This window comes from Calothrix sp. FACHB-168, assembly GCF_963889195.1.
GTDB lineage: Bacteria > Cyanobacteriota > Cyanobacteriia > Cyanobacteriales > Nostocaceae > Aulosira > Aulosira anomala_A.
Window position 1 is genome coordinate 55146 of sequence record NZ_CAWPNJ010000052.1, and the last position, 23328, is coordinate 78473.

Consider the following 23328-nt stretch of genomic DNA (forward strand, 5'->3'; position numbering starts at 1 on the left):
CAGTGCCAGTGCCCCTACAATCTGGCGCATTCTTTTTTTCAATTGGTATTACCTGTTAATAAATTAAGATTTTTGGTAATTTTTGCGTAAATCTTGTTTAATTTTGTAATGATTTATGCATTTTAACTATATCGGTACTATTTTCTTAATTAATTTGTATTAATTTCTGCTGTAATCTCCTAGAAATTTCGGATTTAACCACAAAAAGTAGCATTTAACACATACTTGCTAACTAATATATATTCTATGATGTAAAATCAATACCCAAAGGCTTATCTATTAAAGCTTCTGTGTAAGTAATAGTTACAGCTATAATAGCTTTTTTAGTCTAAATTATTAATTACAACCAGCTTAATAGTACTGATACTGTGCTAAAAACGGAAATTTCTACATCTCACTCTGATACTACGGGCAATGCTGCCCAAGCCATTGCCACACTTGATGCTCAATCCTTAGCCTTACCAGGTACGCCTATTAGTCCTAGTCAGGCGACAATCGCTAAAACTCCTTATATCGCGCCTCAAGCCGGATCGTTAAGTCTGGAAGAAACTGCGATCGCTCATCAAGCTTGGTTATATTTCCAACGAAACTGGAATGAGCAAACAGGCTTAGTGAATTCCCTTGATGGCGTGACTTCTGTGACTATGTCCGATCAAGCGGTGGCGATCGCAGCTTTAATTAGTGCTAGAGAACTCAAATTTGTCTCTGGATATGAATTTGAAGTCAAAATCGGCAGAATGCTGCAAACTCTAGCATCTCTACCTTTGTATAAAGGCGAACTACCCAACAAAGTTTATAATTCTCAAACTTTAGTACCAATAAATTATGGTCAGCTAGAGCAAAAACAAGAAATTGGCTGGTCTGCCATTGATATCGGACGCTTGGCCATTTGGCTGAAGATTTTAGGCACAAAATATCCCCAATTTCTCCAGCAAACCGAAGCTATTTGGCAGCATTGGCAAGTACAACGCCTCACCAAAAACGGACAATTGTACGGTACTACCATAATTAATGGTAAAGAACATTACCATCAAGAAGGACGTTTAGGTTATGAAAATTATGCCGCCTTTGGGTTAAAACTTTGGGGATTACCTGTAAAGGAAGCTTTAAATTATCAGTCTCATGTCGCCTTTGTGAATCTTTATGGTAAGGGCGTACCCTATGACGAACGCAATCACGAAAATTCGGGAGCGAATAATTACGTTGTCAGCGAACCTTATATTCTCGATGGGATTGAAACCGGTTTTCAAACTGTACCAAAAGCTTACGCCGATAGAGTTTTAGCCGCCCAAGAAGCTCGTTATTTAACGACAAAACAATTAACAGCCTTAACCGCCGACTATATAGATCGTCCTCCCTACTTTGTTTACAGTAGTTTGTTTGTGAATAAAGAACCTTGGGCGACAATTACAGAAAATCTCGAAAAACACCATGATTTACGCTTTTTGAGTACCAAAGCGGCGATTGGCTGGCATGTATTGTATAACACTGCTTACACTCGTCAGCTATTTAATTTTGTCCAAAGAAATCTCATGTCTAATAAAGGCTGGTACAACGGCTTTTATGAATCTCTCAAGCAAATAAATCAAGCTTTAACAGCTAATAATAACGGGCTAATTCTGGAGAGTTTGCTCTATAAATCTGTGGGACAACCATTGATTGTTTGGGCTGGAGTAAAATTGACACGTGGGGCGGCGAATAAGATTACTTAAAAATTAGATCTATAGCTATTTGATGCAAGTTGTGAAATTATTTTGGAGGTAGGAAATAGACAATCGCGGCTAGATCAAATATCTATGAGTTCGACCATTCCCACGCAAAGAGGTAAGTTACCCAAACAAGCCATAGGGGCTAAGATTTTCCATACGGGAAATATTATTAGCTTATTTCTTATGCTTACCAGTGGACTACAAATTTACAATGCTAATCCGGTTTTTGGCGGACGTGCAGGTTTACATATTCCGCCCATATTTACCTTAGGAGGTTGGTTAGCAGGAGGTAGACACTGGCATTTTTTTGCCATGTGGTTTTTTTCTGTAAATTTATTGTGGTATGGAGTTTATATTTTAATTACCCGTCGTTGGCGACATCGATTTGTGGGTGGGAACGATATGAAAGCATTACAAAAAAGCCACAACTCCAAGCGGCTAATTTATGCTTGGCATCGCCTAGTATATACAGCGATTATTCCTATTTTGCTTATCGCTATATTTACAGGCATAGGTATGTATAAACCTGCACAGTTTCCTTGGATAGTTAATTTATTTGGAAGTTGGCAAGGACTGCGAATTGCTCACTTTTGTTCAGTCCCAATAGTCATTGGATTTGCGATCGCTCATTCTCTACTAGGACGCAAAGCAGGGGGTGAGCAACTAACAGAATCGATGTTTTGGTGAACTCAACAGCAAAAAGCGTGCAATTTGCACCCAATCAAGTCATAATATCCATTCGGAGCTGCGTTCGCCTAAATCTAGGGGGATGCTCACAGCCTTGCCTAAGCGGGGACGCTCCCTTGTCTGTGTAATAAATGTCTGTACCTGGGATGCTCCTCCTAAAGCATGGAGATAATTGGCAATGCTATCTAGATGGGCCTGGTACTCCTCTTCACTCAAAGGAAAAGAAGCCTGCTCTAGATATTTCCACATGACTTGGAGAAAGATTTTCCCTTGAGAGCGCCGCAGCTGCACATCGTAGGAATAGCCCCATTTATCAACCAACAGTTGACGTAATTCCTGTCCTGTCATAGGTTGTCTCAATTAGAATTTACATTTAGTTATGATGTTAAGTTCCGTAACTCAAGTATGATAAGGATATAAAGAAATGTAATGCTAACAGAAAAGATGCTAGAAATATCTTGGAACAGAGAAGTATGGCATTTTTGTGGGCATTAACATTTCGACTTAGATAAGAGTTGCTCACCTACTAGTACTCTTATCAAAATGCTTAACAAAATACACGAAAGAGCGCGTAGATTATGGCTCAATTTTCTGAATCAGCAGACGTGCCCGATATGGGGCGTCGTCAATTCATGAATCTGCTCACTTTTGGAACCGTCACTGGAGTGGCTCTGGGTGCATTGTATCCCGTGGTCAAGTATTTTATTCCACCAGCTAGTGGTGGCGCTGGTGGCGGTGCAACAGCAAAAGACGAACTGGGCAACGATGTGAGCGTCAGCAAATTTCTAGCAAGCCATAATGTAGGCGATCGCGCCCTAGTTCAGGGACTTAAAGGCGACCCCACTTATCTTGTTGTAGAAAGCAAAGAAGCTATAGGTGATTACGGGATTAATGCTATCTGTACCCACTTAGGTTGTGTTGTCCCCTGGAACGTAGCCGAGAACAAATTCAAATGTCCTTGTCATGGTTCCCAATATGACGCCACCGGTAAAGTTGTTCGCGGCCCAGCACCTAAGTCTTTGCCTTTGGCTCATACCACTGTACAAGACGATAAAGTCGTCATTAGTCCTTGGACTGAAACCGACTTCCGCACAGGCGAAGAACCTTGGTGGGCTTAATAATTTAGTCAAAAGTCAATAGTCAAAAGTCCATAGTGTAAACCATTGACTATTGACTAATGACTAATGACCAATGACTAATGACCAATGACTAATTCATGAGAGAATCGTTGCCCTTATAGAGATGAGAAATGCTTCGATAATCGCGAGGTTAGCTCGCAATACCAGAGCAATAGTTAAAGTATTGCTCGTGGCGATCGCTACAGTGACATTCTACTTCACCAGCGATTTAGCTCTGCCCCAATCTGCTGCTGCCTATCCTTTTTGGGCCCAGCAAACCTATCCAGAAACCCCCCGCGAACCTACCGGGCGAATTGTTTGCGCCAACTGTCACCTAGCTGCAAAGCCGACAGAAGTGGAAGTTCCCCAATCAGTTCTACCTGACACTGTGTTTAAAGCTGTAGTGAAAATTCCCTACGATACCAGCGTCCAGCAGGTAGGTGCTGATGGTTCTAAAGTCGGCTTAAACGTCGGTGCGGTATTGATGCTCCCCGAAGGCTTCAAAATTGCTCCCGAAGACCGCATTCCTGAAGAACTGAAAGAGGAAGTTGGCGATACTTACTTCCAAGCCTACAGCGAAGAGAAAGAAAACGTCGTCATCGTCGGCCCCTTACCTGGCGAACAGTATCAGGAAATAATCTTCCCAGTTCTCTCCCCCAACCCCGCAACTGATAAAAATATCCACTTTGGTAAATATTCAGTGCATGTAGGTGGTAACCGGGGACGCGGACAAGTTTACCCAACTGGCGAAAAGAGCAATAACACCGTTTATAACGCTTCTGCTGCTGGTACCATTACCAAGATTGCTAAAGAAGAAGATGATGAGGGTAACCTCCAATATTTAGTGAGCATCCAAACCGAATCTGGTGAAGTTGTCACTGAGACAATTCCTGTAGGCCCAGAATTAATTGTTTCTGAAGGACAAGCAGTAAAATCTGGCGATGCTTTGACAAATAATCCTAATGTTGGTGGATTTGGTCAAAGAGATGCAGAAATTGTATTGCAAGATGCTAATCGCATTAAATGGTTGATTGCATTCATCGCACTGGTGATGCTAGCTCAAGTCATGCTCGTCTTGAAGAAGAAGCAGGTTGAGAAAGTCCAAGCGGCTGAAATGAATTTCTAAATGATTTGCGAATTCATTTATTTTCAGACAGGCAAATTGCCTGTCTTTTTTATTGCCGATTCGACTGAAAGCACGCTCACAATCGCACTGTTGGGGACATCCAATTTTTTATTTAAATACCCAATAAATTTGTAGTGCGTAAAGCCTTTGGCATAGCTTCGCTTAACGCGTAGCGTGTCCGTAAAGCCTGCGGCATAGCTTCGCTTAGGGCGCAGCCTCCCGCAGGGAAGGACAAACGTCTCGCTCGCAGATGTTTAAAAGCGAGCAAGATGCTCGCACTACTAGGGACTTCCAAGAAATAAATTATCCAATCTTGTGAGGTGGGCAGCGTTCGACTGAGCGCTCACGCCGAAGTCTTGCCCGCCTTTGACTATGGGCGGGCGAGACGCCCACCCCACAATAAATAGTTGTATATTTTTTTATTTGGAAGTCCCCTAGTAAATATGGGTAATTTATTTTTTGTAAGTCCCTTGGGTGTGGATTACCTCACTTTTAATATCGGTATGCACGTTATTTTGTATATTGCAATGTTTGTAACAAGAAAGTTATATTTATTTACATAAAGTTACAAAGCTTAAGTAGAGGTTTGAAATGACTATCTTAATTGCATTATTGGTTGTGGGTTGGGTAGCTGCTTCAGTTATCGGTACTTTGGCTTATTTTTTGGGAGAGCAAAGCAAGCCCATCCACGAGCGTAACTGGCGCTCAGATGCTTTTGAAACCTTGGCGAAGTCGATTACAGGGCAAGATACTGATTATGCTGAACGCACTCCTGCTTATGCTTATGCAACGGATGCCTACACCAGCCGCAATCTGCCTCAATAAAAGTTAAGGTGGCGCATTAGCATGACAATAGATATAGCCCCCAAGCCATTATTGGGGGTCTGGCTTTACAAAAACTTCAAATGATTGACGTTTTATGAAGAATATGTTAAATATATTAATATAAGCTTACAAAGCTAAGAAATCTCAATATTTAGAACAACGACAACGCAGAAGAAAAATCTGACATTTGGGTATCTCGGAGTTTTCTTCTTTCACCTCGGCTTCCGCATCGGGCCGAGGTTTTATTTTGGGTTTGTCAGTTGTTAGTTGTTAGTTGTCAGTTGTCAGTTGTCAGTTGTTAGTTGTCAGTTGTTAGTTGTTAGTTGTCAGTTGTGGGTAACTAATGACCATTGACCATTGACCATTGACCATTGACTAATGACCAAATTTCAGCAACTTCGGTATATACCCTAAAGACATTGGGCGATAAGCAGGTAAAAATTGATTCGTATTAAGCATCTGTAACCACTCCAGACAGCTCCAGAAATCCTGAGAGACAATCTGGAGTTTCTTTATATGTAGGCTACACAACATTGAAGCTATTTGCAGAAGCGATCGCTTAGTGAGCTAGATAAATCTAAGGCATCAAAAATTACTTGCAACTAAGCTAGCACCACAATATGAAATTACCTCTGCATTAAGTATTATATTTAACAAGACATTACTGTATCTTGTCGATTTCCTCGCAAAATGACACCAAGAGTAACTTTTTTAAGTAAAACTTCGCAAAGATTGTAACTTTTACCCTGCATAATGTGTAGTATGCCAGGAGATATGTTTCTTAAGGCCTAGTAGCCAATTACCAATAAGTAAAACCTATATAGAAGTGATTAATAAGCTTGCATGACTTATATTAAGAACGCCTTTGAAGAATTTCTTCCTACTATCGAAGGTTTTGACCAATTACCCCAAGAGGAAATCGTCGAACTCGCGCAACAATTACAAGCGTGGCGCTATCGCATAGGTCAAAAAATTATCGGTAAGGAAGTTGTTCCTGACAAAATTACAATTATTTATGAAGGACAAGTACGCCTTTTAGGATACGATCCGCAAACCCAAATGCCAATAACTTTGAGGTTATTGCAACCAGGAGAAGTACTAGGAGAAATCAGTTTTTTGCGTCAAGTGGGTTGTGAAACAGCGATCGCATCCACAGAAACAGTATGCGTAACTTTAAGCACTGTTGAATATTTACGGCTGCTGTCTTCCTACCCAGCTTTTGCCAATGTGCGCAGAAATCGCCCCCATATTATTGAGATATTTGATGTTATTGGCTGGCAACTAGAAAAGCAAGCTTTGGCCAGTGCTAATCTCAAAGAACTATCAGATCAAGCTTTACCCAAGGCGAAAGTAAATTACATTCCGCCAGGAAGAACCCGACTGAATCAACTCAATCATGACAGCGTTTGGTTTGTCAGTGGTAGTGGTTCAGTGGATAATTTAGCTACATGTTCGCGCTTGCAATTTAGTGATGGCGGCAACATTGAAGTCCAAGGGCCAAATGCTATCCGGATACTCGGTTTAGATCCGGCAAATTTGTATTTTCTTGAGGATGAGCCGGTACAAGAGCAAGTAACAACGATTCAGTCTCAGTCTCAGTCTCAGTCTATATCTCGCTCTCACTCGCAACCGCGCTACTCACTTGAGTCAGTAGATATTCCCTACGCCTCTGTAGAAGAGGTTTCCCAAGCAGCAGTAGGCTCCAAGGGTAAGCAAAAAAATCAGAAATTTCCCTTCTTTCGGGGAACTGGAGAGGTAAATACCACCTTTGCTTGTTATCAGATGCTCTGCAAGCACCTCAACATTCCCTTTCGGCGGGAAGTCGTGCGGCGCATCTTAACAGAGCAAATGCGAAAACAGGGTACTCTCTCATTTCAGCTTTGTGCTTACCTATCAGAGTTAATTGGACTCAAAGCTCATTTAGTAGATATCCCTGTCAGCGCCATTACCAGGATTCCCACGCCAGCATTGATTCGCTATGGTGATAGTTTTGCGGTTTTATATGCAGCCGATGCTAATTCTGTAGTGGTGGGTGTCCCATCTCAAGGGATTTTACGCTGCAAACCAGCTGAATTAGTCGCTGGTTTGGATGTGGATGAAAGCAATCAAGTGCGGATCTTGCTGGTAGCTGCTACTAAAGAAACACCTCAAGAGCGGTTCGGCTTGCGGTGGTTTATTCCTTATTTATCACGCCACCGTCGCGTACTTATAGAAGTTTTTATCGCTTCCTTCTTTGTGCAATTGGCGGCATTAGCCAATCCCTTAGTTATTCAGCTAATTATTGATAAAGTCATTGTTCAAAATAGTATTAATACGCTGAATGTTTTGGGGATCTTACTGTTAGTAGTGGGCATATTTGAAGCCGTACTAACTACCTTGCGGACATACTTATTTGTTGATACTACTAACAGAATTGATATGAGTTTGGGGTCGGAAATTATCGACCACTTACTGCGCTTACCACTCAGATATTTTGAAAAGCGACCGGTAGGGGAATTATCAACAAGGATTAACGAATTAGAAAATATCCGCCAATTTCTGACAGGTACGGCTTTAACTGTGGGATTAGATGCAGTATTCTCGGTGGTTTATATCATCGTGATGCTGTTTTACAGTTGGCAATTGACATTGGTGGGTTTGGGCACAATTCCCATCTTTGTAATTATCACCTTAATTGCTTCGCCTACTGTCAGCAGACAGTTACGTAGTAAAGCCGAACGCAACTCCGAAACTCAATCTTATTTAGTTGAGGTGATGTCGGGGATTCAAACAGTAAAAGCGCAAAATATCGAATTGCGATCGCGCTTTTCTTGGCAAGAGCGTTATGCAAAGTATGTGGCGGCTGGGTTTAAAACCGTTGTCACCTCGACTCTAGCCAATTCTACGAGTAACTTTCTCAACAAACTTAGTAGTTTATTAGTGTTGTGGGTGGGTGCTTATTTAGTACTGCAAAACGAATTAACTCTAGGAGAATTAATCGCCTTTAGAATTATCTCTGGCTATGTTACCAGCCCAATATTACGTTTAGCGCAACTGTGGCAAAACTTCCAAGAAACTGCCTTATCTTTAGAGCGGTTAAGCGATATTGTTGATACACCCGAAGAAGCCGAAACTAATCGCGACAACATCCCCTTACCTGCAATTAAGGGAGCAGTCAAATATGAAAATGTTTCCTTCCGCTTTGCGCCTAGCGGCCCCTTACAACTTTCGAGTGTGAATGTGGATATTCCCGCCGGACAATTTGTGGGAATTGTCGGTCAGAGTGGATCGGGTAAAAGTACGATGATGAAATTACTGCTGAGACTCTATGATATCGAGTCTGGGAGAATTCTCATCGATGGTTATGATATTTCCAAAGTAGAATTGTATTCCCTGCGGCGACAGCTGGGTGTAGTACCGCAAGATCCACTGTTATTTGATGGTACAGTGCAAGAAAATATTGCTTTAACTAATCCCGAAGCTACCACCGAAGAAATTATCGAAGCGGCTCGCATTGCTGTTGCCCACGAGTTTATCATGGGATTGCCTAATGGTTACAATACCCGTGTGGGCGAACGAGGTGCATCACTTTCTGGGGGACAAAGACAGAGAATTGCGATCGCGCGATCGGTTTTACAACGACCAAAATTATTAGTATTAGACGAAGCAACTAGTGCTCTCGATTACCCAACAGAAAGACAAGTCTGTCTGAACTTAGCTCAAGGCTTTAAAGGAAGTACGGTGTTCTTTATTACCCACCGCCTAAGTACTGTGAGTAATGCAGATAAAATTATCGTCATGGATAGCGGTAGGCTCAAAGAGCAAGGAAGCCATCAAGAGTTAATGGATGCAAAAGGTCATTATTTTTACCTTTATCAGCAGCAAGAAGTCAATCTGTAATGATGGAGTTATCAGTTATCAAACATATTAAATAACTGATAACTCTTAAATAAAAACATTTACTAATTTACAATCTAAAGTCCCTATGACTCAACTGAACGATAATAGCTTTAACGATACAAACAGTAACGGCAAACAACGTACTCCAACACAATCAGATTCACAGCAAGTAGTGACAACATCTGTAGAATCTGTTGATGTTCAACCTGTCAAAGAGCCGCAATTTAACTTCCGCGAGCCTAACTTTGAGCAAGCAGTCATCTTGCGTCAATCTCCGATTTGGTCGCGTACCATTATGGTATCTCTCATGCTCATTGCCTGTTTTGGCCTAGCTTGGGCATATTTAGCCAAAATTGAGCAAGTAGTACCAGCCACAGGTCAATTAAAGCCAGAAGGAACAGTTAAAGATGTGCAAGCTCCTGTTAATGGAGTTGTGAAAGAAGTTTTTGTAAAAGATGGTCAACAAGTACAAGCGGGAGATTTGCTGTTAACATTTGATTCCATTGCTAGCCGTGCGGAATTAAATTCTTTAAACCAAATTCGCGCTGCTATCACGCAAGAAAACCAAATTTATCGGCGCTTGATGGGTGTAAGTTCGGCGACAGCATCGGAATTAGAATTTTTGCGCAGTCGCTTACCTCAAGATACAGCTTTTCTGCTTAAAAGTCGCAGAGAGTTAGTTTCTGAAAATGACTTGTTACGCAATCAATTAAACAAAAGTGGCACAGACGCTGGACTAGGCTCTGATGAGCAACGACGCCTAGCAGTAGCACGCAGAGAGTTAGATTCACGCTCTTTAGCTGCACAGTTGGAAGTTGAAAAAACTCGCAAACAACTAGCACAAACTCAAGTTAAAAAAGAAGATACGCAAAAAAGTTTAGAAATCCAAAGTACTATTTTAGGTAGGGTGAAAATCTTAGCTGAAGAAGGTGGGATTTCCCAACTACAATATCTCAACCAGCAGCAACAGGTACAAAATCTCAGAGCGGAAATCGCGCAGTTAGCTGAAGAAGAAAAACGCCTGCAATTCGAGATTCAAAAAGGACAGCAGCAGTCAGTCAATACTGTAGCCGCTTCCGATAAAGATATTTTAGAGAGAATTTCGCAAAACAAACAGCGCATTGCGGATATTGATAGCCAATTCTCGAAGATTTTGCTAGAAAATGAGCAGCGATTATCAGATATTAATAGCAAAATTGCTCAAGCTAGGCAGAATATTAAATATCAAGAACTGCGAGCGCCTGTAAGCGGTACAATTTTTGATTTGCAAGCGAAGACGGCAGGATATGTGGCTAACCCCACACAGAAACTCATGCAAATAGTACCGAATGACAAATTTATTGCTGAAGTTTTCATTACTAATAGAGATATTGGTTTTGTGAGGGAAGACATGAAAGTTGATGTGAGAATTGACTCTTTTCCTTTTAGTGAATTTGGAGATATTAAAGGAAAAGTGATTGGTATTGGTTCTGATGCATTACCGCCAGATCAAACACATCAGTTTTATCGCTTTCCCGCCAGAGTGAGTTTAGAAAAACAATACTTGACAGTCAGGGATAAAAAAATCAACTTGCAGTCTGGTATGTCGTTAACTGCTAATATTAAAGTTCGCGAAGAACGTTCTGTACTGAGTTTATTCACTGAGTTGTTCACCAAACAGGTTGAAAGTCTCAAAGAAGTACGTTAGGCTAGCTTTTCAGGGTGCATCCCCCTATGTTTAATTCCTCTATAAACGCAAACGGTCGCAGATGTTTCATCAGACCATTTGTGTTGTTTTTTTATTTGGGGAATTAATATTGTTTCTCAGCTTACTTATTAACATTTGTCAATTAAATTATGGTTTATCCACAACGCATTGAACCATCTCCCGGACAAGAATCTGTTTGGGATTATCCTCGTCCCCCACGTCTTGAGGATACAAATAAACATATTCAAATTATTTGCAATCAGGTAACTATTGTTGATACTCACGCAGCAAAACGGGTTCTAGAAACTAGCCACCCGCCTACATATTATATTCCGCCTGCTGATATTAAAATGGAGTACCTTTTTCTGACATCAAAGTCTAGTTTTTGTGAATGGAAAGGACTCGCCAATTATTACAGCATTCGGGTTGGTGACAAAGCAGTTGAGAATACTGCTTGGTTTTATCCCGATCCGACATCAGCTTTTGTAGCAATGAAAGATTATGTTGCTTTTTACGCGCATACGATGGATGCTTGCTATGTTGATGGCGAACAGGTACAACCCCAACCTGGTAACTTTTATGGTGGTTGGATTACTAGGGATATAGTTGGGCCTTTTAAGGGGATTCCTGGTAGTTGGGGATGGTAATTATCATCAATAACTAAGTAAGTTGGCGCAATTAAAGATAACTAGTCAGGGTTGTTATTGGTCATTTGTCATTTGTCATTTGTCATTTGTCATTTGTCAGGGCTTCAAATTTGTTGAAATTTTGTATCTTAATTGTGTACAATCGCCTACTTATTTATACCTCCAGAAAAACTGTTTTGAGTTTTGTATTTGCAATTTTTCAAGTCTCTCATGAAAGTAGAAGTTGTACCCCACGACCCAACATGGCGGAGTAAGTTTGAAGCTGAAGCCAAACTGATTTTATCAGCATTGGGCGATAATATCGTGGATATTCATCATATTGGTAGTACTTCGATTCCTACCATTTATGCAAAACCAATTATTGATATATTAGTTCAGGTTAAGGACATTGCTAAGGTAGATGAGCAAAGTTCAGCAATGACTGCATTAGCTTATCAAAATATGGGTGAATTTGGTCTCCCTGGTCGTCGTTTCTTTCGTAAACATAATGAGGAAGGAATCAGAACACATCATGTTCATTTCTTCAAGATTAATGTTGCTGAAGTTCAAAGACACTTAGCATTTCGCGATTACATGATTGCACATCCAGAAGATGCAATTAAATACAGCGATTTGAAGCGGAAATTAGCCAAGCAATATCCCAATGATATCGAAGCATATGTGAATGGCAAAGACGGATTTATCAAGGAGATGGAAAGAAAAGCCATCGAATGGAAGCAATTGCTTCAACCTAACTCATCTAAACCTAACCTTGATTGATGGCGCAAAGTCACTCAATATATTTAAATTGCGCATCAGTATAATTACCGATAAATGGTGAGGGGTAATACCCCCCTACAATCTATGCGTATAGCAGTGTAAAATAAAACTGGGTTTAAAGAAATATTTTGATTTTAATCCTACTCAATGAATGTTGAGTAGGATGTTTTATTGCTATTTTTCAGTTACTAGTATTTACAGATTTTGGCTCGGTTTTCCTCATCCGCGATCGCCAAAAACGGTGAATTTTTGTAAATCTTCCGGATACAAAAATTGCTATATTAAATTATAATTTTGATTGAAATTATTCAGCGCCAGATAACAGCAGAGAACGGGAATAAACAACTTCTAGAGACTGACTGAGAAATTACTGAAATAAAAGGCAGGTTCTCCTGCCTTGGTAAGAAAATTAACAATCCATCTATTTACAATATCTCACTCTTTGGTGACATTGGGGTGACAAGATTATGTCATCATTGCGACTACTTAACATTATTGATGCCAAATTTGATAAAAATCTAAATAATCCATATTGTCTGCACAGTGCCAAATTAGTTTATAACAGTCGCGACAGCGTTCTCGTTCATCATTGAGAAATTGCTGACAGCTACAATTTTTCAATGATGCGATCGCGTCTGGGAATTGTTCGGGAAGTAAAATTTCTTTAATGTTATCTGCGGTACGTTTGCGCAGTGTTTCATTTTTGCTGGATTTGATCAGCTGTAATAAGGTATTGAGTGCAATTAAATTACTAGGAACAAGCTGCGCTAATTTATACGCTCTTCTTCTTTGGGTATCTTCATCCTCTGCTAAGGCGATACCTTGGGTTAATTCTGCTATCTGAAAATTGAGCGAGTAATATGATGATGGTGGCTTGGTTTTACGCTTACGTCTTCTAGTTTTGGGAAATTGTGCGGGGATAGAATTAACGACAGAAGATAATTTATCGCTGTGTAGGGTGGCTAAATTTTCTAATGCTTGACGACTTTGGGATGGATCGGTTGCAGATGCGGCGATTTTCTCTAGTGTAGAGATAGCAACGGCATTTTTAGCATCGATTTTGCCTAAACTATAAGCAACTTTGCGCCGAGTAGATTCACTCTTGGTTGAGGTAATAATTTCTAATAAAGTAGCGATCGCAATTTGATTACCCGGATCGACTTTACCTAAACTATACGCTGCTTGCCAGCGCAATGCTTCATAGCGTACAGTTTGTAAAATCTTTTCTAAACCTGCGATCGCAATTTGATTACCAGGATCGAAGACTTTACCTAAACTATAAGCTGCATTCCAGATATCGAACTCGTTTTGACTAGATGTAACGAATTGTTCTAAAGCCGCGATCGCTTTTAGGCGATCGGTTTTTAATAAGGATACTCGCGCGCATTCGACAATTGGTGCGGGATATCTTAACTGCTGTTGCTCGTTTTCGTAATAGCCAAATCGCCATTTTACCAACTGCTGCACAATTTTCTGTGCCTGTTGACAATCTGTAAACTCAGCAATGCCTTGTGCGGCGACAAAATAAGCTTGATAACTATAATATCCGCCACAATCATCAGTAAATGCTGTTAAAGCTTGGATAAACTCTTCTTTATGAGCTGGGGGAATGTCATCTCTACCCAACCATAATAAAATTACCTCTCGCCATTGGGGTGCAAAAATGCGATAACTGGGATGAGATGAATTGCAATTAAAGAAAAAACGCCAATCAGTAATAGCTTGAGCGGCGAAATATTCTTGAAAGGTGGGATGATAAAAAGCATAAACTCTTTCGCCTTGAGTTTCCGAAATGCCTACATGATTGAGCCAGCCTAACTGTAGCGCTAATTGAAACATCCCATCATCAGGCGCGCCTAAAACTTGACAGACAAAACGGTGTCGCAGGCGAAACTTGGTTTCTTCTTGAGAAATTGCTAACAGCGCTAATTCTCCCAAAGCACGATTTAATTGTTGTCGCTGGGTGGAAGTTGTGGGAAATCGATCCTGTTTCCATTCATAAATTGATTCCACAAATCGCTCATACAGCATCGCTTTAGTTGTGGGTAATCTTCCTTGAGTTAATCCCCAAGTGCGACACAGTAAAGCTAAACGCAAAGGATTTTTCACCGCATCTTTTAACCGTCGTCGTTCTGGTTGCGCTAACTCAGCTTGTAAACTCTCAGCAGCATCGGGATTATCTTGAAACCAGCGACGAATAAATTGTGCTACTTGATTGCATGAATGTGAGGAATTGAGAGCAGATTTTTCCCCATAGCTAAAATTAAGATTGCGGTAAGTTTGAAAAGATTGCAACGCATTCTTACCCCCATCCCACACATTTAATCGACAGGTGAGAATTATCCTTGCATCTCCTACCCAACCTGTCAGATAATTTGCTATTTTCGTTAAAGCTTGGCTAGATTCCAAAGCCATTTCATCGACTGCATCTAAGAATAACCAAACTCGTCCTTGATTAAACTGTTCGCAAAATGCTTCTTCAACTTCTGCGGGAACGCGAAGCTTACGAATAGCCGCAGGTAACCAAGCTTGAATTAAATATTGCTCTAAAGTTTTACCTTGTAAATCTGCCAAATCAACCCAAATCGGCAAATCTTGGGTATTTTCTAACACCCAAGCGGCGATTTTTTGCAGTAAAGTTGTTTTTCCTGCGCCTGGTTCGCCAACAATCGCAATGCGCTGACTTTGTTGTTCTCTGAGTAATTGTTGGAGAAATTCCTCATGATTAAAAATTTGGGTAACTTCTGTATCTTCAGGTTCATACAACCGCGAACCCTCTTGAGGATTGACATCACTACCATAACGCTGACGATGTTTGCGTTCCACCAATCCCAACGGTACATATACTTGATCTAATTCAAAACTCACACCATCAGCACTAGTAAGCGGATTAGTTGTCAAACGTTGGTGATTTTGTGCCATTAAAGCATCACGACAAATCCCCCGCCAATCTATGATTTCTCCCCCTTCCTTTTGTCCCCCTTCCCCTTGTTCTGCTGCTACCTGCTTTGATTTTTCAGGACGACGATTTTCCCATTCAAGCTCAAATTTTTGTAAATTAGCGACAATATCATGGCGTGTATGCCAAAGATTGAGGGTAAAATGCCAAGTTTCCGAACCGCTACGAGCCGGACGATTATCTTCTAAAATTTCTAAGAAATCGGTAAATCGTTTTAAAGCTTCTTTAATATGTTCAGCGTTTAATTGAATTTCTCCAGGCGCTAAGGTTGTCAGTGCTTGCAAAAATCTCAGCTTAGTTCTGATAACTAGACGATGTTCTGATAACCAGCGAGTTTGGATTTGGGGACGTAATGCTTCTAAAGTCGCTTCATCCTGAGTGGCGATCGCATCATTAGCATAAGTTAATAATACTTCTAATAAGCGGCGCGATCGCTTTTTTGCTTCTGGGCCATAACTCGGTCTTGCCATCGCTGTAGTTTTCAGACTGAACAAAGTTCCAAGAATTCTCTCAGTTTAGCAATATCCTTAGGTTATACGGGTTCAATTAATGATTGTGACATACGGATTGTCGCTAAGGGCGGGGATACCCATATGTGTCAACTTAACGTGAAACCCGCTTTGTAGCAGAGTTTTTGCCCTCACCCCCAACCCCTCTCCCACAGGGAGAGGGGAGCAAGAGATTTAATTCCCCTTCTCCCCCAGGAGAAGGGGTTAGGGGATGAGGGCGAAAGTTTTTGTACCCTATATAGCTTTTAGCTTAAGTTGACACCAATGGGTGATACCCCGCCCCTACGGGGTGGATCTGTATGCATTGTTAATGCATCGTCTGGTATTGTTAATGCATCGCCTGGTATTGTTAATGCATCGCCTGGTATTGTTAATGCATCGCCTGGCATTGTTAATGCATCGCCTGGTATTGTTAATGCATCGCCTGGCATTGTTAATGCATCGCCTGGCATTGTTAATGCATCGCCTGGCATTGTTAATGCATCGCCTTGCTTATCCTTTCTTAACCAATGCCCAATGCCCCATGCCCCATGCCCCATTTAAACAAATATAATATTTTGTGTCGTCACTAAAACATCTTGCACCACTGCAATCAAATCGTTACCTCGATAAATTAATGAGTCTGAAATCGCTGCACTACCATATTTAGTAGATTCATAGGTAAAAGTGTATTCATTCACATTAGCAGAGGCTTTTAACTGAATCACATCACCTTCAGAAGCTTTAAAATCGGTGATTTTGGCATAACTGGAGCCAATATAGAGAAACGCTGATGGATCTCCTACGATAAATCTATCTGCGCCACTATTACCAGTTAAAGTATCTATTTCCGTGCTAGTTAGCGAATAACCTCCGCCACTGAGGGTATCATTGCCATAACCACCCTCAAGGAAGTCACTACCACTATCACCATAAAGTTTGTCGTCATTGCTACCACCTTTAAGGGTGTCGCCATTAGATCCACCGTACAGGATATCATTACCCGCACCGCCGATGAGCAAATCGTTACCGCCTCCACCGTTGAGAGAGTCGTTGTCATCAAAACCCATCAGGGTATCATTGCCATTACCGCCATTGAGGGTATCGTTCCCCGTTTGCGGGCCGTGATTGGGATTGATAATTGCAGTAATTGGTACTTTAGCGTTAGCCGCAGCGACATCATCCCAAAGATAGCTGCTACTATACCAATTAGGATAGGCGTATAGTGGCAATAAAATGTTAAGGTTGCTAGCTGCTGGTAAAGAATCAATGTAATTAACTTGTTCTTGCCAATAAGAAGCTAGTCTATCCCAAGGATTTTTATCTGCGCCATCGTCTGTAACGTAGATATACCCCACATTGCGACTAACTGCAATATCTATATAGTTTTTCATCACCGCCGGATCGGTGACAGAATATATTAAACTGGAAAATCGATCGGAGTTATAGCCGCTAGCTGGAGTTGGCGCTGTAGTCCAACCGATTTGATTCTCAAAAATCACTAAATTAGCGTTGGGTAATTCCGACAAATAACGACTGTCTGGTTGAGTACCGTGATTGAGAATAACTTTGTCTAGTTTGCTGGTGTTGATGATATAGTCGTGTAATTCTTTGTAGTAGTTCACCTGACTGGCAGTATTTGCCGCTTCATCCAGAAAAATGCTATTGACGTTGTAATAGTCTTGGTATAAATCAATATCGGCTTTAACTTCTTCAATATCGCGTTTGCCGTAATTAGTCCAGACATAACCTGCGATCGCGACGCCAGCATTGCGCAAATCTGCTAAACCTTTTATATAATCGCTATTGGGGCTACTTCCCCCCTTTAACAGTTCGTTTTGTGCCGTTCCATTAAGTAAGTCATTACCCGCACCGCCTACAATTTCTATTGTATTGGTAGCAGCCAGAGAAACATAAATATTATCTACCCCAAAACCAACAATATCAGCATGACCATCACCATTAACATCGGTGACTTGGCGAGGAGTTAAATTTTGACTTGTCCAATTACTATTAACTGTGTAGTTATTAATCCCGACAGTAGGAGTAGCAAAAGTACCATTACTCTTAGCTAGAGAGATATAAACATTATCTTCAGCAAAACCGATAATATCAGCCCTTCCGTCGCCATTAACATCCGCTAATTGACGGGGAGTGAGATTTTGACTAGTCCAATTCTTACTCGTGGTAAAGTAGTTTTTAATACCTAATATAGGATTGGCAAAAGTGCCATTACTTTGACCGAGAATTACCCAAACATCGGTTGTCCCAAAACTAACAATATCAGCCCGTCCATCACCATTAACATCTCCTAGCAAGCGAGGATAAGCATCTTGACTAATTAATCCCCCATCGTTTGTCGTCAAGCCAACAAAGGGATTGCCAAAAGTACCATTGCTGTTAGCTAATGAGACATAGACATTATTTAAGCCAAAACCAACAATATCAGCTCGTCCATCGCCATTTACATCCGCTAGCTGGCGAAAATGGCTATCTTGAGTTAGCCATCCACCATCGTTAACTGTAAAGCTATCAGCACGAGCGATAAAGGGATTGGCAAAAGTACCATTGCTGTTAGCTAATGAGACATAGACATTATCTAAGCCAAAACCAACAATATCAGCTCTTCCATCGCCATTAACATCCGCTAGCTGACGGGGGTAACGATCTTGAGTTGACCAACCGCCATCGTTAATTGTAAAGATATCAGAACGGGCGATCAACGGATTGGCAAAAGTACCATTACTGTTTCCGAGCGAGACTAAAACATCATCTAGCCCAAAAGCCACAATATCAGCCCGTCCATCGCCGTTAACATCGGCTAATTGGCGAAAATAGCGATCCTGATTTGTCCAACCGCCATCATTAACTGTCAAGATATCCGAACGTGCAATGGTGGGTGATGCAAAAAACGGTTTATCCCATAAGTATAATTTAGTACTATTTAGTCTTGATGCAACCATATTGTTTTTTTATTTTTATATTGATAAATCAGCGAAGATTAAGCAATTTTACAATTAACTTTTTCAAAAATTATATAATCATCAACGTTATTTTGTAACCAAAAATTTTATTAAATTTCCGGATATATTGAAATGTTTTGAAGCTTGTAATTGATAAAATATAGATTTTTTATCTGATTTACAGCTTATTTTTATTATTATTGCTGCAAGCCCAAACCCTGATGCAGCCTTACACCTATGGGGGGCATGGCAGTGCCATGCACCTACGATCTGCTTTAATTAAGCAATTATGGTTACTCATTTTTTGTCTTAGTTGAGGGTTTATTAACCTGATTTATGATTGATTCGATATTAAAATAATTTCACTATCCAATAAATGTGTTTTTAAAGACTATATTTGGTAATTTTGTCAATACTGAGATTAATTGGCTATTTCCTAGTGGATAATAATTTTCTTACAATCAATTCCTCAGTAACCTCTTATCTCTGTGTTCTCTGCGCCTCTGCGGTTAAATTAGTTTTAAACCACAAAGACGCAGAGAATAGGTTTTATTTTTCCGGGGGTAAGTCGATACTGTAGAGAGTCTCCCCTTTCAAGTTATGCAATTCTACAGTCATCACCGTGGTGTAACTATTGATTTTGACTGTACCAAAAAACTGCAAACCTTCGCTGGGTGGGCGATTTGCTTTCATTCCTGGGGGAATGCTGAGAAACTTCACTTGGGGGCCAAAGGTATTGTCAAGTGTATTAGGGCCAAATGTGCCGGCGTTAAGAGGCCCGGCGACAAATTCCCAAAAAGGCTTAAAATCAGTAAACATGGCTTTAGCGGGATCGTAATAATGGGCTGCGGCGTAATGTACGTCAGCTGTTAACCAAACAACATTCTTGATATGGTTGCGTTTAATAAACCGCAGTAAATCAGCTAGTTCGAGTTCTCTTCCTAAAGCTGGGCCATCTCCATTCGCCCAAGCTTCAAAATCGGTGCTACCATCGCGCACTACAAGCCCTAAAGGCATATCGCTAGCAATTACTTTCCATGTAGCTTTGGATTGTTGTAATTGCTTTTTCAACCATCTTATTTGTTTTGTGTCTAAAAATTCTGTGTCTTGACTTTGTACTGTTTGACGATTAGGTGTATTTGGCCCGCGATAGGTACGTTCGTCAAGCATGAAAATGTCTAGTAATGGGCCATAGTTAAAAGAGCGATAAATATTTGTTGTGTCTTTTGGATCGCCATTAAAGCGAATGGGCATATATTCTAAAAATGCTTGTCTTCCTCTGCTTGCTAGTACAGAAACATCTTTTTCTTGATAGCGAGTATCACTAATTGGCAGAATTTCTCCAGGATACCAATTGTTAGTAACTTCGTGGTCATCCCACTGCGAGAGAATGGGAACTTCAGCGTTAAAACGTCTGATGTTTTCATCCATTAAATTGTAGATATAATTGCCACGAAATTCATCGAGAGTTTCTGCTACTTTCGATTTTTCTGCTGTGGTGAGATTTTTCCAAATTGTGCCGTCATCAAGGGTGACTTGTGATGGAATCGGGCCATCTGCGTAAATATTATCACCAGAATGGATGAAAAAGTCGGGCTTCATTTTCCGCATGGTTTCGTAAATTTTCATCCCGCCAAACTCAGGATTAATACCCCATCCTTGACCGGCTGTATCTCCACCCCAAGCAAAGAAAATATCTTGGCGATATTTGGATGGAGTGCGGAAAGTTCCGGTAACTGGTGCGCTGTAAATTTTTTTATCAGCTAAATTTTGGAAGATGACTCGATAAAATATTTGTTCGCCTTGGGGTAAGGTATCAAGACTTAGCCTAGCTGTAAAATCGCTATCTTTTAAAGCTACTGGCCCAATTAGCCGCCGCACGCGCCGGAAAGATTCGCTGGTTGAATATTCTACAATCATTCGTGAGGGGCGATCGCTCTTACTCCAAATTATGGCACTATTACCGCTAATATCTCCGCAAGCTACGCCATAAGGTATGGTAGGACGCATCTTTTCTGATGTAATAATTGCAGGCGCTTCACCGAAAACTGGTGATTGAGAGATAAAATTACTAGCGATAATTCCACCGCCTGTAGCAGCTGAAGTGAGTAAGAATTGGCGGCGGTTTAACTTCATTAGAGGTTTGGATTCCATAATGTTAACTGTTGACTGTTGACAGTTGACTGTTGACAGGTGAAACTAATAGTTTTCACCATTTAAATAGGATGGCTGGAGCAAAATTGATTAATTACAAAGTTGGAATTTATCACAATGGAGTTAGATAATTAGTAAATTTTCAGTTATCTAGAAGTTAAGGAAGGTAAGCATAGTAAATTGAGCGCGATCGCTTGAGGTGATAGGATGCGATCGCGCTAAATTTAATTAGTTACAAAAAATTGCGGAAATCTTAAATTATTTTAAATTTGTGCCTCTAGCAATTAGCTTTAACCACAGCCATCCTAAGCCACTACCAATAAAGTAATAGGGAAAATCTGCCCAAGTAAAAACGCTACCAAATAACAATTTACCCCACCATAATGAACGTACCCAAACTAAAAATGGTGGTTGCCATAATTGCAGAAATTCTAACAAGCAAGTAATTACCAATACCCATAAAGGTATTTGCCAAACTGCTTTACGAGTAGGAATAAATAAAAAGGCAAATAAGCACCAAAATATTTCATAAAAAATTCCGCCTACTTCTTGATTTAACCACCAAACAGAATTGCGATAGTGGCTGTATAAAAGTCCAATGGGGAGAACTACAGCTAAAGATAGAATAGTTCGCCAGCGAATATTTCTGTTAATTGCCATTATTTTAGGATAAAAAAATTAAACCCTATCTCTGAATCAAGATAGGGCACTGGGAACTTCATCAAAAACAATGAATTGTTGGAACAGTACAAAATCGAATCAAAAAGCACCAATTAACACGCCGATAGTAAATAACACAAACACTCCCATTGCCATTAAGAAAATTGTCGGGTAGGGAGCATGATTAATCTTATCTAGATATTGATTTCTCTGACGGTCTGCTTCAGTCAAGGGTTTAAAAGTCATTTCACGCATGATACGATTCCCCTCTAGTACTTCAGTACGTTTATAAACAGAATCACTTCTGCTAACTATTTTCAATTAAAGTACATTTCTGATGAGAATCGCGAGCAATGATAAGAATCTCTAGAAAAGTTTATCTAGATTAATTGATTACAAAAAACATTAAGCTTGGATATTAATTGACAAACTTCATTACAAATCTACAAAGGTATTGAAGCTATTACTAACAAGACTATTACTAATAATATACAGCGTATTTCAGATAAATGAGGTACGCGCTTGGGGCATGGCAGTGCCAGTGCCCCTACAGTCAACGATAATTTGTATATCACCAACTTGCAATCTGCTGTAGTTTAGCGCTTGGGGTGCATAGGGGACTTATAAAAAATAAATTACCTATCTTTCGTAGTGCGTTCGCGTAGCGTGTCCGAAGGACAAACATCTTGCTCGCTGGTGTTCATTCATCATGCAATATGCTCGCACTGCAAATTTATTGGGTATTTAAAAAATCGGATGTTCCTAGCGCGATCGCATTACTAAAATTAAGCAAAATAAGTTGGGGGATTCCCCCAGCTTCCGAACCTCCCCTAGCTGTCTAAGCCTGATTTGACAAGCTTTTTGGCTGTTTTATCTTCCACTGGCTTGGGGGAATTTCTTTGGCATATTCTCAAAATATAGATGAAACAACTAAAACTTAAATATCACTCAGCCAATTATGTTAAAACTTACCTACACCGAAAATAGCTTTAGCTTAGAATATCTGGAAACCGCTTTAGAAGATTGGGTGAATCAAAGAGTTACGCTAGCTTTGCATTCCGCAACTAATATTTACATTGAAGCTAGTCAAGCTGCATTTTTACTGCCATGTGAATCTGCGCGTTTGGTAGATTTAGAGAAGTTAAATCAAGCAAATATTGTAGATATTTGTCCTTGTGATGCTACAACTGTAGAAGTTATTCTCAAAGGTACTTGGATAGCTGCTCATCAAGAAAGTGAAGTAGGTATTTTTGTCACTTCACTGAGCAAATCTGCGGAATTATTGCTTGAGGGACTCGCGAAAACAGAACAATTTTGTTACGTTTGATTGTTGACTGTTGACTGTTGACTGTTGACTGTTGACTGTTGATTGTTGACTGTTGACTGTTGACTGTTAATAACATAAGAATTTGTTTTTTGAAGTTTCCTTAAGTTTTCAGTCTTGCTGTTCGCGGGACTTTGGTGTGACTTCCGAACCCGAACTGTGAATTCGTACTAGCCAGTCGCGCCGCCTTTCCCCGAACAGCACCCGAAATAATTCGTAATTCGTAGTTCGTAATTCGTAATTTTTTATAGGTTAAATTTATCTTGAAGTTTTTAGTTTTGCTGTTTGCGGGACTTGAGTATGACTTCCGTTCCAATTTGTTAAATTGCTCAACTAAGTCGTG

General features: G+C 40.4%; 18 protein-coding genes. 11 read left to right on the forward strand and 7 right to left on the reverse strand.

Annotation, left to right across the window (positions count from 1 at the left end; genetic code table 11):
• Positions 1-368 precede the first annotated feature (368 nt).
• Positions 369-1712, forward strand: a complete 1344-nt coding sequence (locus AACW45_RS27805; RefSeq protein WP_313933735.1) for a DUF3131 domain-containing protein — start codon at positions 369-371, stop codon at positions 1710-1712.
• A gap of 84 nt (positions 1713-1796) precedes the next feature.
• A complete protein-coding gene (locus tag AACW45_RS27810) occupies positions 1797-2396 on the forward strand; it encodes a cytochrome b/b6 domain-containing protein (RefSeq protein WP_190546423.1) in 600 nt (199 codons plus the stop codon).
• Positions 2397-2435: 39 nt separating this feature from the next.
• Here AACW45_RS27810 and AACW45_RS27815 read toward each other — a convergent pair whose 3' ends face one another.
• Positions 2436-2744 carry a DUF3067 family protein gene (locus tag AACW45_RS27815; protein WP_096646535.1) on the reverse strand — a complete coding sequence of 103 codons (309 nt, stop codon included), beginning with the start codon at positions 2742-2744 and terminating at the stop codon, positions 2436-2438.
• Positions 2745-2974: 230 nt separating this feature from the next.
• On the opposite strand from AACW45_RS27815, the gene petC reads away from it, so the two are divergent.
• From petC to AACW45_RS27850, 7 genes are all read left to right on the forward strand, one after another.
• A complete protein-coding gene (gene petC, locus AACW45_RS27820; protein ID WP_096646536.1) occupies positions 2975-3514 on the forward strand; it encodes a cytochrome b6-f complex iron-sulfur subunit in 540 nt (179 codons plus the stop codon).
• A 124-nt stretch (positions 3515-3638) separates the two neighbouring features.
• Positions 3639-4640, forward strand: coding sequence for a cytochrome f (gene petA / locus AACW45_RS27825; RefSeq protein WP_190629329.1), 1002 nt, complete (start codon positions 3639-3641; stop codon positions 4638-4640).
• Between the two features lie 591 nt (positions 4641-5231).
• Positions 5232-5465, forward strand: coding sequence for a photosystem II protein, Psb35-related (locus AACW45_RS27830; protein ID WP_190629330.1), 234 nt, complete (start codon positions 5232-5234; stop codon positions 5463-5465).
• An 843-nt stretch (positions 5466-6308) separates the two neighbouring features.
• The gene (locus tag AACW45_RS27835; RefSeq protein ID WP_190629331.1) at positions 6309-9344 is read left to right on the forward strand and encodes a peptidase domain-containing ABC transporter; all 3036 of its coding nucleotides are present in this window, start codon (positions 6309-6311) and stop codon (positions 9342-9344) included.
• 85 nt (positions 9345-9429) lie between these two features.
• Positions 9430-11031 carry an HlyD family efflux transporter periplasmic adaptor subunit gene (locus AACW45_RS27840; RefSeq protein ID WP_190629332.1) on the forward strand — a complete coding sequence of 534 codons (1602 nt, stop codon included), beginning with the start codon at positions 9430-9432 and terminating at the stop codon, positions 11029-11031.
• A 149-nt stretch (positions 11032-11180) separates the two neighbouring features.
• Complete coding sequence (locus AACW45_RS27845; RefSeq protein ID WP_190629333.1) at positions 11181-11678, forward strand: DUF427 domain-containing protein; 498 nt, start codon at positions 11181-11183, stop codon at positions 11676-11678.
• A gap of 210 nt (positions 11679-11888) precedes the next feature.
• Positions 11889-12437, forward strand: coding sequence for a GrpB family protein (locus tag AACW45_RS27850; RefSeq protein WP_190629334.1), 549 nt, complete (start codon positions 11889-11891; stop codon positions 12435-12437).
• Positions 12438-12929: 492 nt separating this feature from the next.
• On the opposite strand, the gene AACW45_RS27855 is transcribed toward AACW45_RS27850, so the two are convergent.
• The 6 genes from AACW45_RS27855 to AACW45_RS27880 form a co-directional block, all read right to left on the reverse strand.
• On the reverse strand, positions 12930-15866 hold the full coding sequence (locus AACW45_RS27855; RefSeq protein WP_190629335.1) for an NACHT domain-containing protein: 2937 nt from the start codon (positions 15864-15866) through the stop codon (positions 12930-12932).
• Positions 15867-16150: 284 nt separating this feature from the next.
• Positions 16151-16444 (reverse strand): hypothetical protein, encoded by a 294-nt coding sequence (locus tag AACW45_RS27860; RefSeq protein WP_190629336.1) that lies wholly within the window; start codon positions 16442-16444, stop codon positions 16151-16153.
• A complete protein-coding gene (locus tag AACW45_RS27865; protein ID WP_190629337.1) occupies positions 16445-18847 on the reverse strand; it encodes a spherulation-specific family 4 protein in 2403 nt (800 codons plus the stop codon). It lies immediately after the preceding gene.
• Between the two features lie 549 nt (positions 18848-19396).
• A complete protein-coding gene (locus AACW45_RS27870) occupies positions 19397-21001 on the reverse strand; it encodes an alkaline phosphatase D family protein (RefSeq protein WP_190629338.1) in 1605 nt (534 codons plus the stop codon).
• Between the two features lie 258 nt (positions 21002-21259).
• The gene (locus AACW45_RS27875; RefSeq protein WP_190629339.1) at positions 21260-21661 is read right to left on the reverse strand and encodes a ribosomal maturation YjgA family protein; all 402 of its coding nucleotides are present in this window, start codon (positions 21659-21661) and stop codon (positions 21260-21262) included.
• A gap of 99 nt (positions 21662-21760) precedes the next feature.
• Positions 21761-21916, reverse strand: coding sequence for a hypothetical protein (locus AACW45_RS27880; RefSeq protein WP_190629340.1), 156 nt, complete (start codon positions 21914-21916; stop codon positions 21761-21763).
• Positions 21917-22377: 461 nt separating this feature from the next.
• Between AACW45_RS27880 and AACW45_RS27885 the strand changes: the two genes are divergently transcribed.
• Both AACW45_RS27885 and AACW45_RS27890 read left to right on the forward strand, forming a co-directional pair.
• Positions 22378-22503, forward strand: a complete 126-nt coding sequence (locus AACW45_RS27885) for a hypothetical protein (protein ID WP_277880212.1) — start codon at positions 22378-22380, stop codon at positions 22501-22503.
• A gap of 116 nt (positions 22504-22619) precedes the next feature.
• On the forward strand, positions 22620-22988 hold the full coding sequence (locus AACW45_RS27890; protein WP_190629342.1) for an alr0857 family protein: 369 nt from the start codon (positions 22620-22622) through the stop codon (positions 22986-22988).
• Positions 22989-23328: the final 340 nt, after the last annotated feature.

Bases quoted from the DNA above. Each gene is read 5' to 3' on its own strand.
- AACW45_RS27810 (WP_190546423.1), top strand. From the start codon at position 1,797: ATGAGTTCGACCATTCCCACGCAAAGAGGTAAGTTACCCAAACAAGCC.
- AACW45_RS27815 (WP_096646535.1), bottom strand. From the start codon at position 2,744: ATGACAGGACAGGAATTACGTCAACTGTTGGTTGATAAATGGGGCTAT.
- petC (WP_096646536.1), top strand. From the start codon at position 2,975: ATGGCTCAATTTTCTGAATCAGCAGACGTGCCCGATATGGGGCGTCGT.
- petA (WP_190629329.1), top strand. From the start codon at position 3,639: ATGAGAAATGCTTCGATAATCGCGAGGTTAGCTCGCAATACCAGAGCA.
- AACW45_RS27830 (WP_190629330.1), top strand. From the start codon at position 5,232: ATGACTATCTTAATTGCATTATTGGTTGTGGGTTGGGTAGCTGCTTCA.
- AACW45_RS27835 (WP_190629331.1), top strand. From the start codon at position 6,309: ATGACTTATATTAAGAACGCCTTTGAAGAATTTCTTCCTACTATCGAA.
- AACW45_RS27840 (WP_190629332.1), top strand. From the start codon at position 9,430: ATGACTCAACTGAACGATAATAGCTTTAACGATACAAACAGTAACGGC.
- AACW45_RS27845 (WP_190629333.1), top strand. From the start codon at position 11,181: ATGGTTTATCCACAACGCATTGAACCATCTCCCGGACAAGAATCTGTT.
- AACW45_RS27850 (WP_190629334.1), top strand. From the start codon at position 11,889: ATGAAAGTAGAAGTTGTACCCCACGACCCAACATGGCGGAGTAAGTTT.
- AACW45_RS27855 (WP_190629335.1), bottom strand. From the start codon at position 15,866: ATGGCAAGACCGAGTTATGGCCCAGAAGCAAAAAAGCGATCGCGCCGC.
- AACW45_RS27860 (WP_190629336.1), bottom strand. From the start codon at position 16,444: ATGGGGCATGGGGCATGGGGCATTGGGCATTGGTTAAGAAAGGATAAG.
- AACW45_RS27865 (WP_190629337.1), bottom strand. From the start codon at position 18,847: ATGGTTGCATCAAGACTAAATAGTACTAAATTATACTTATGGGATAAA.
- AACW45_RS27870 (WP_190629338.1), bottom strand. From the start codon at position 21,001: ATGGAATCCAAACCTCTAATGAAGTTAAACCGCCGCCAATTCTTACTC.
- AACW45_RS27875 (WP_190629339.1), bottom strand. From the start codon at position 21,661: ATGGCAATTAACAGAAATATTCGCTGGCGAACTATTCTATCTTTAGCT.
- AACW45_RS27880 (WP_190629340.1), bottom strand. From the start codon at position 21,916: ATGCGTGAAATGACTTTTAAACCCTTGACTGAAGCAGACCGTCAGAGA.
- AACW45_RS27885 (WP_277880212.1), top strand. From the start codon at position 22,378: ATGCTCGCACTGCAAATTTATTGGGTATTTAAAAAATCGGATGTTCCT.
- AACW45_RS27890 (WP_190629342.1), top strand. From the start codon at position 22,620: ATGTTAAAACTTACCTACACCGAAAATAGCTTTAGCTTAGAATATCTG.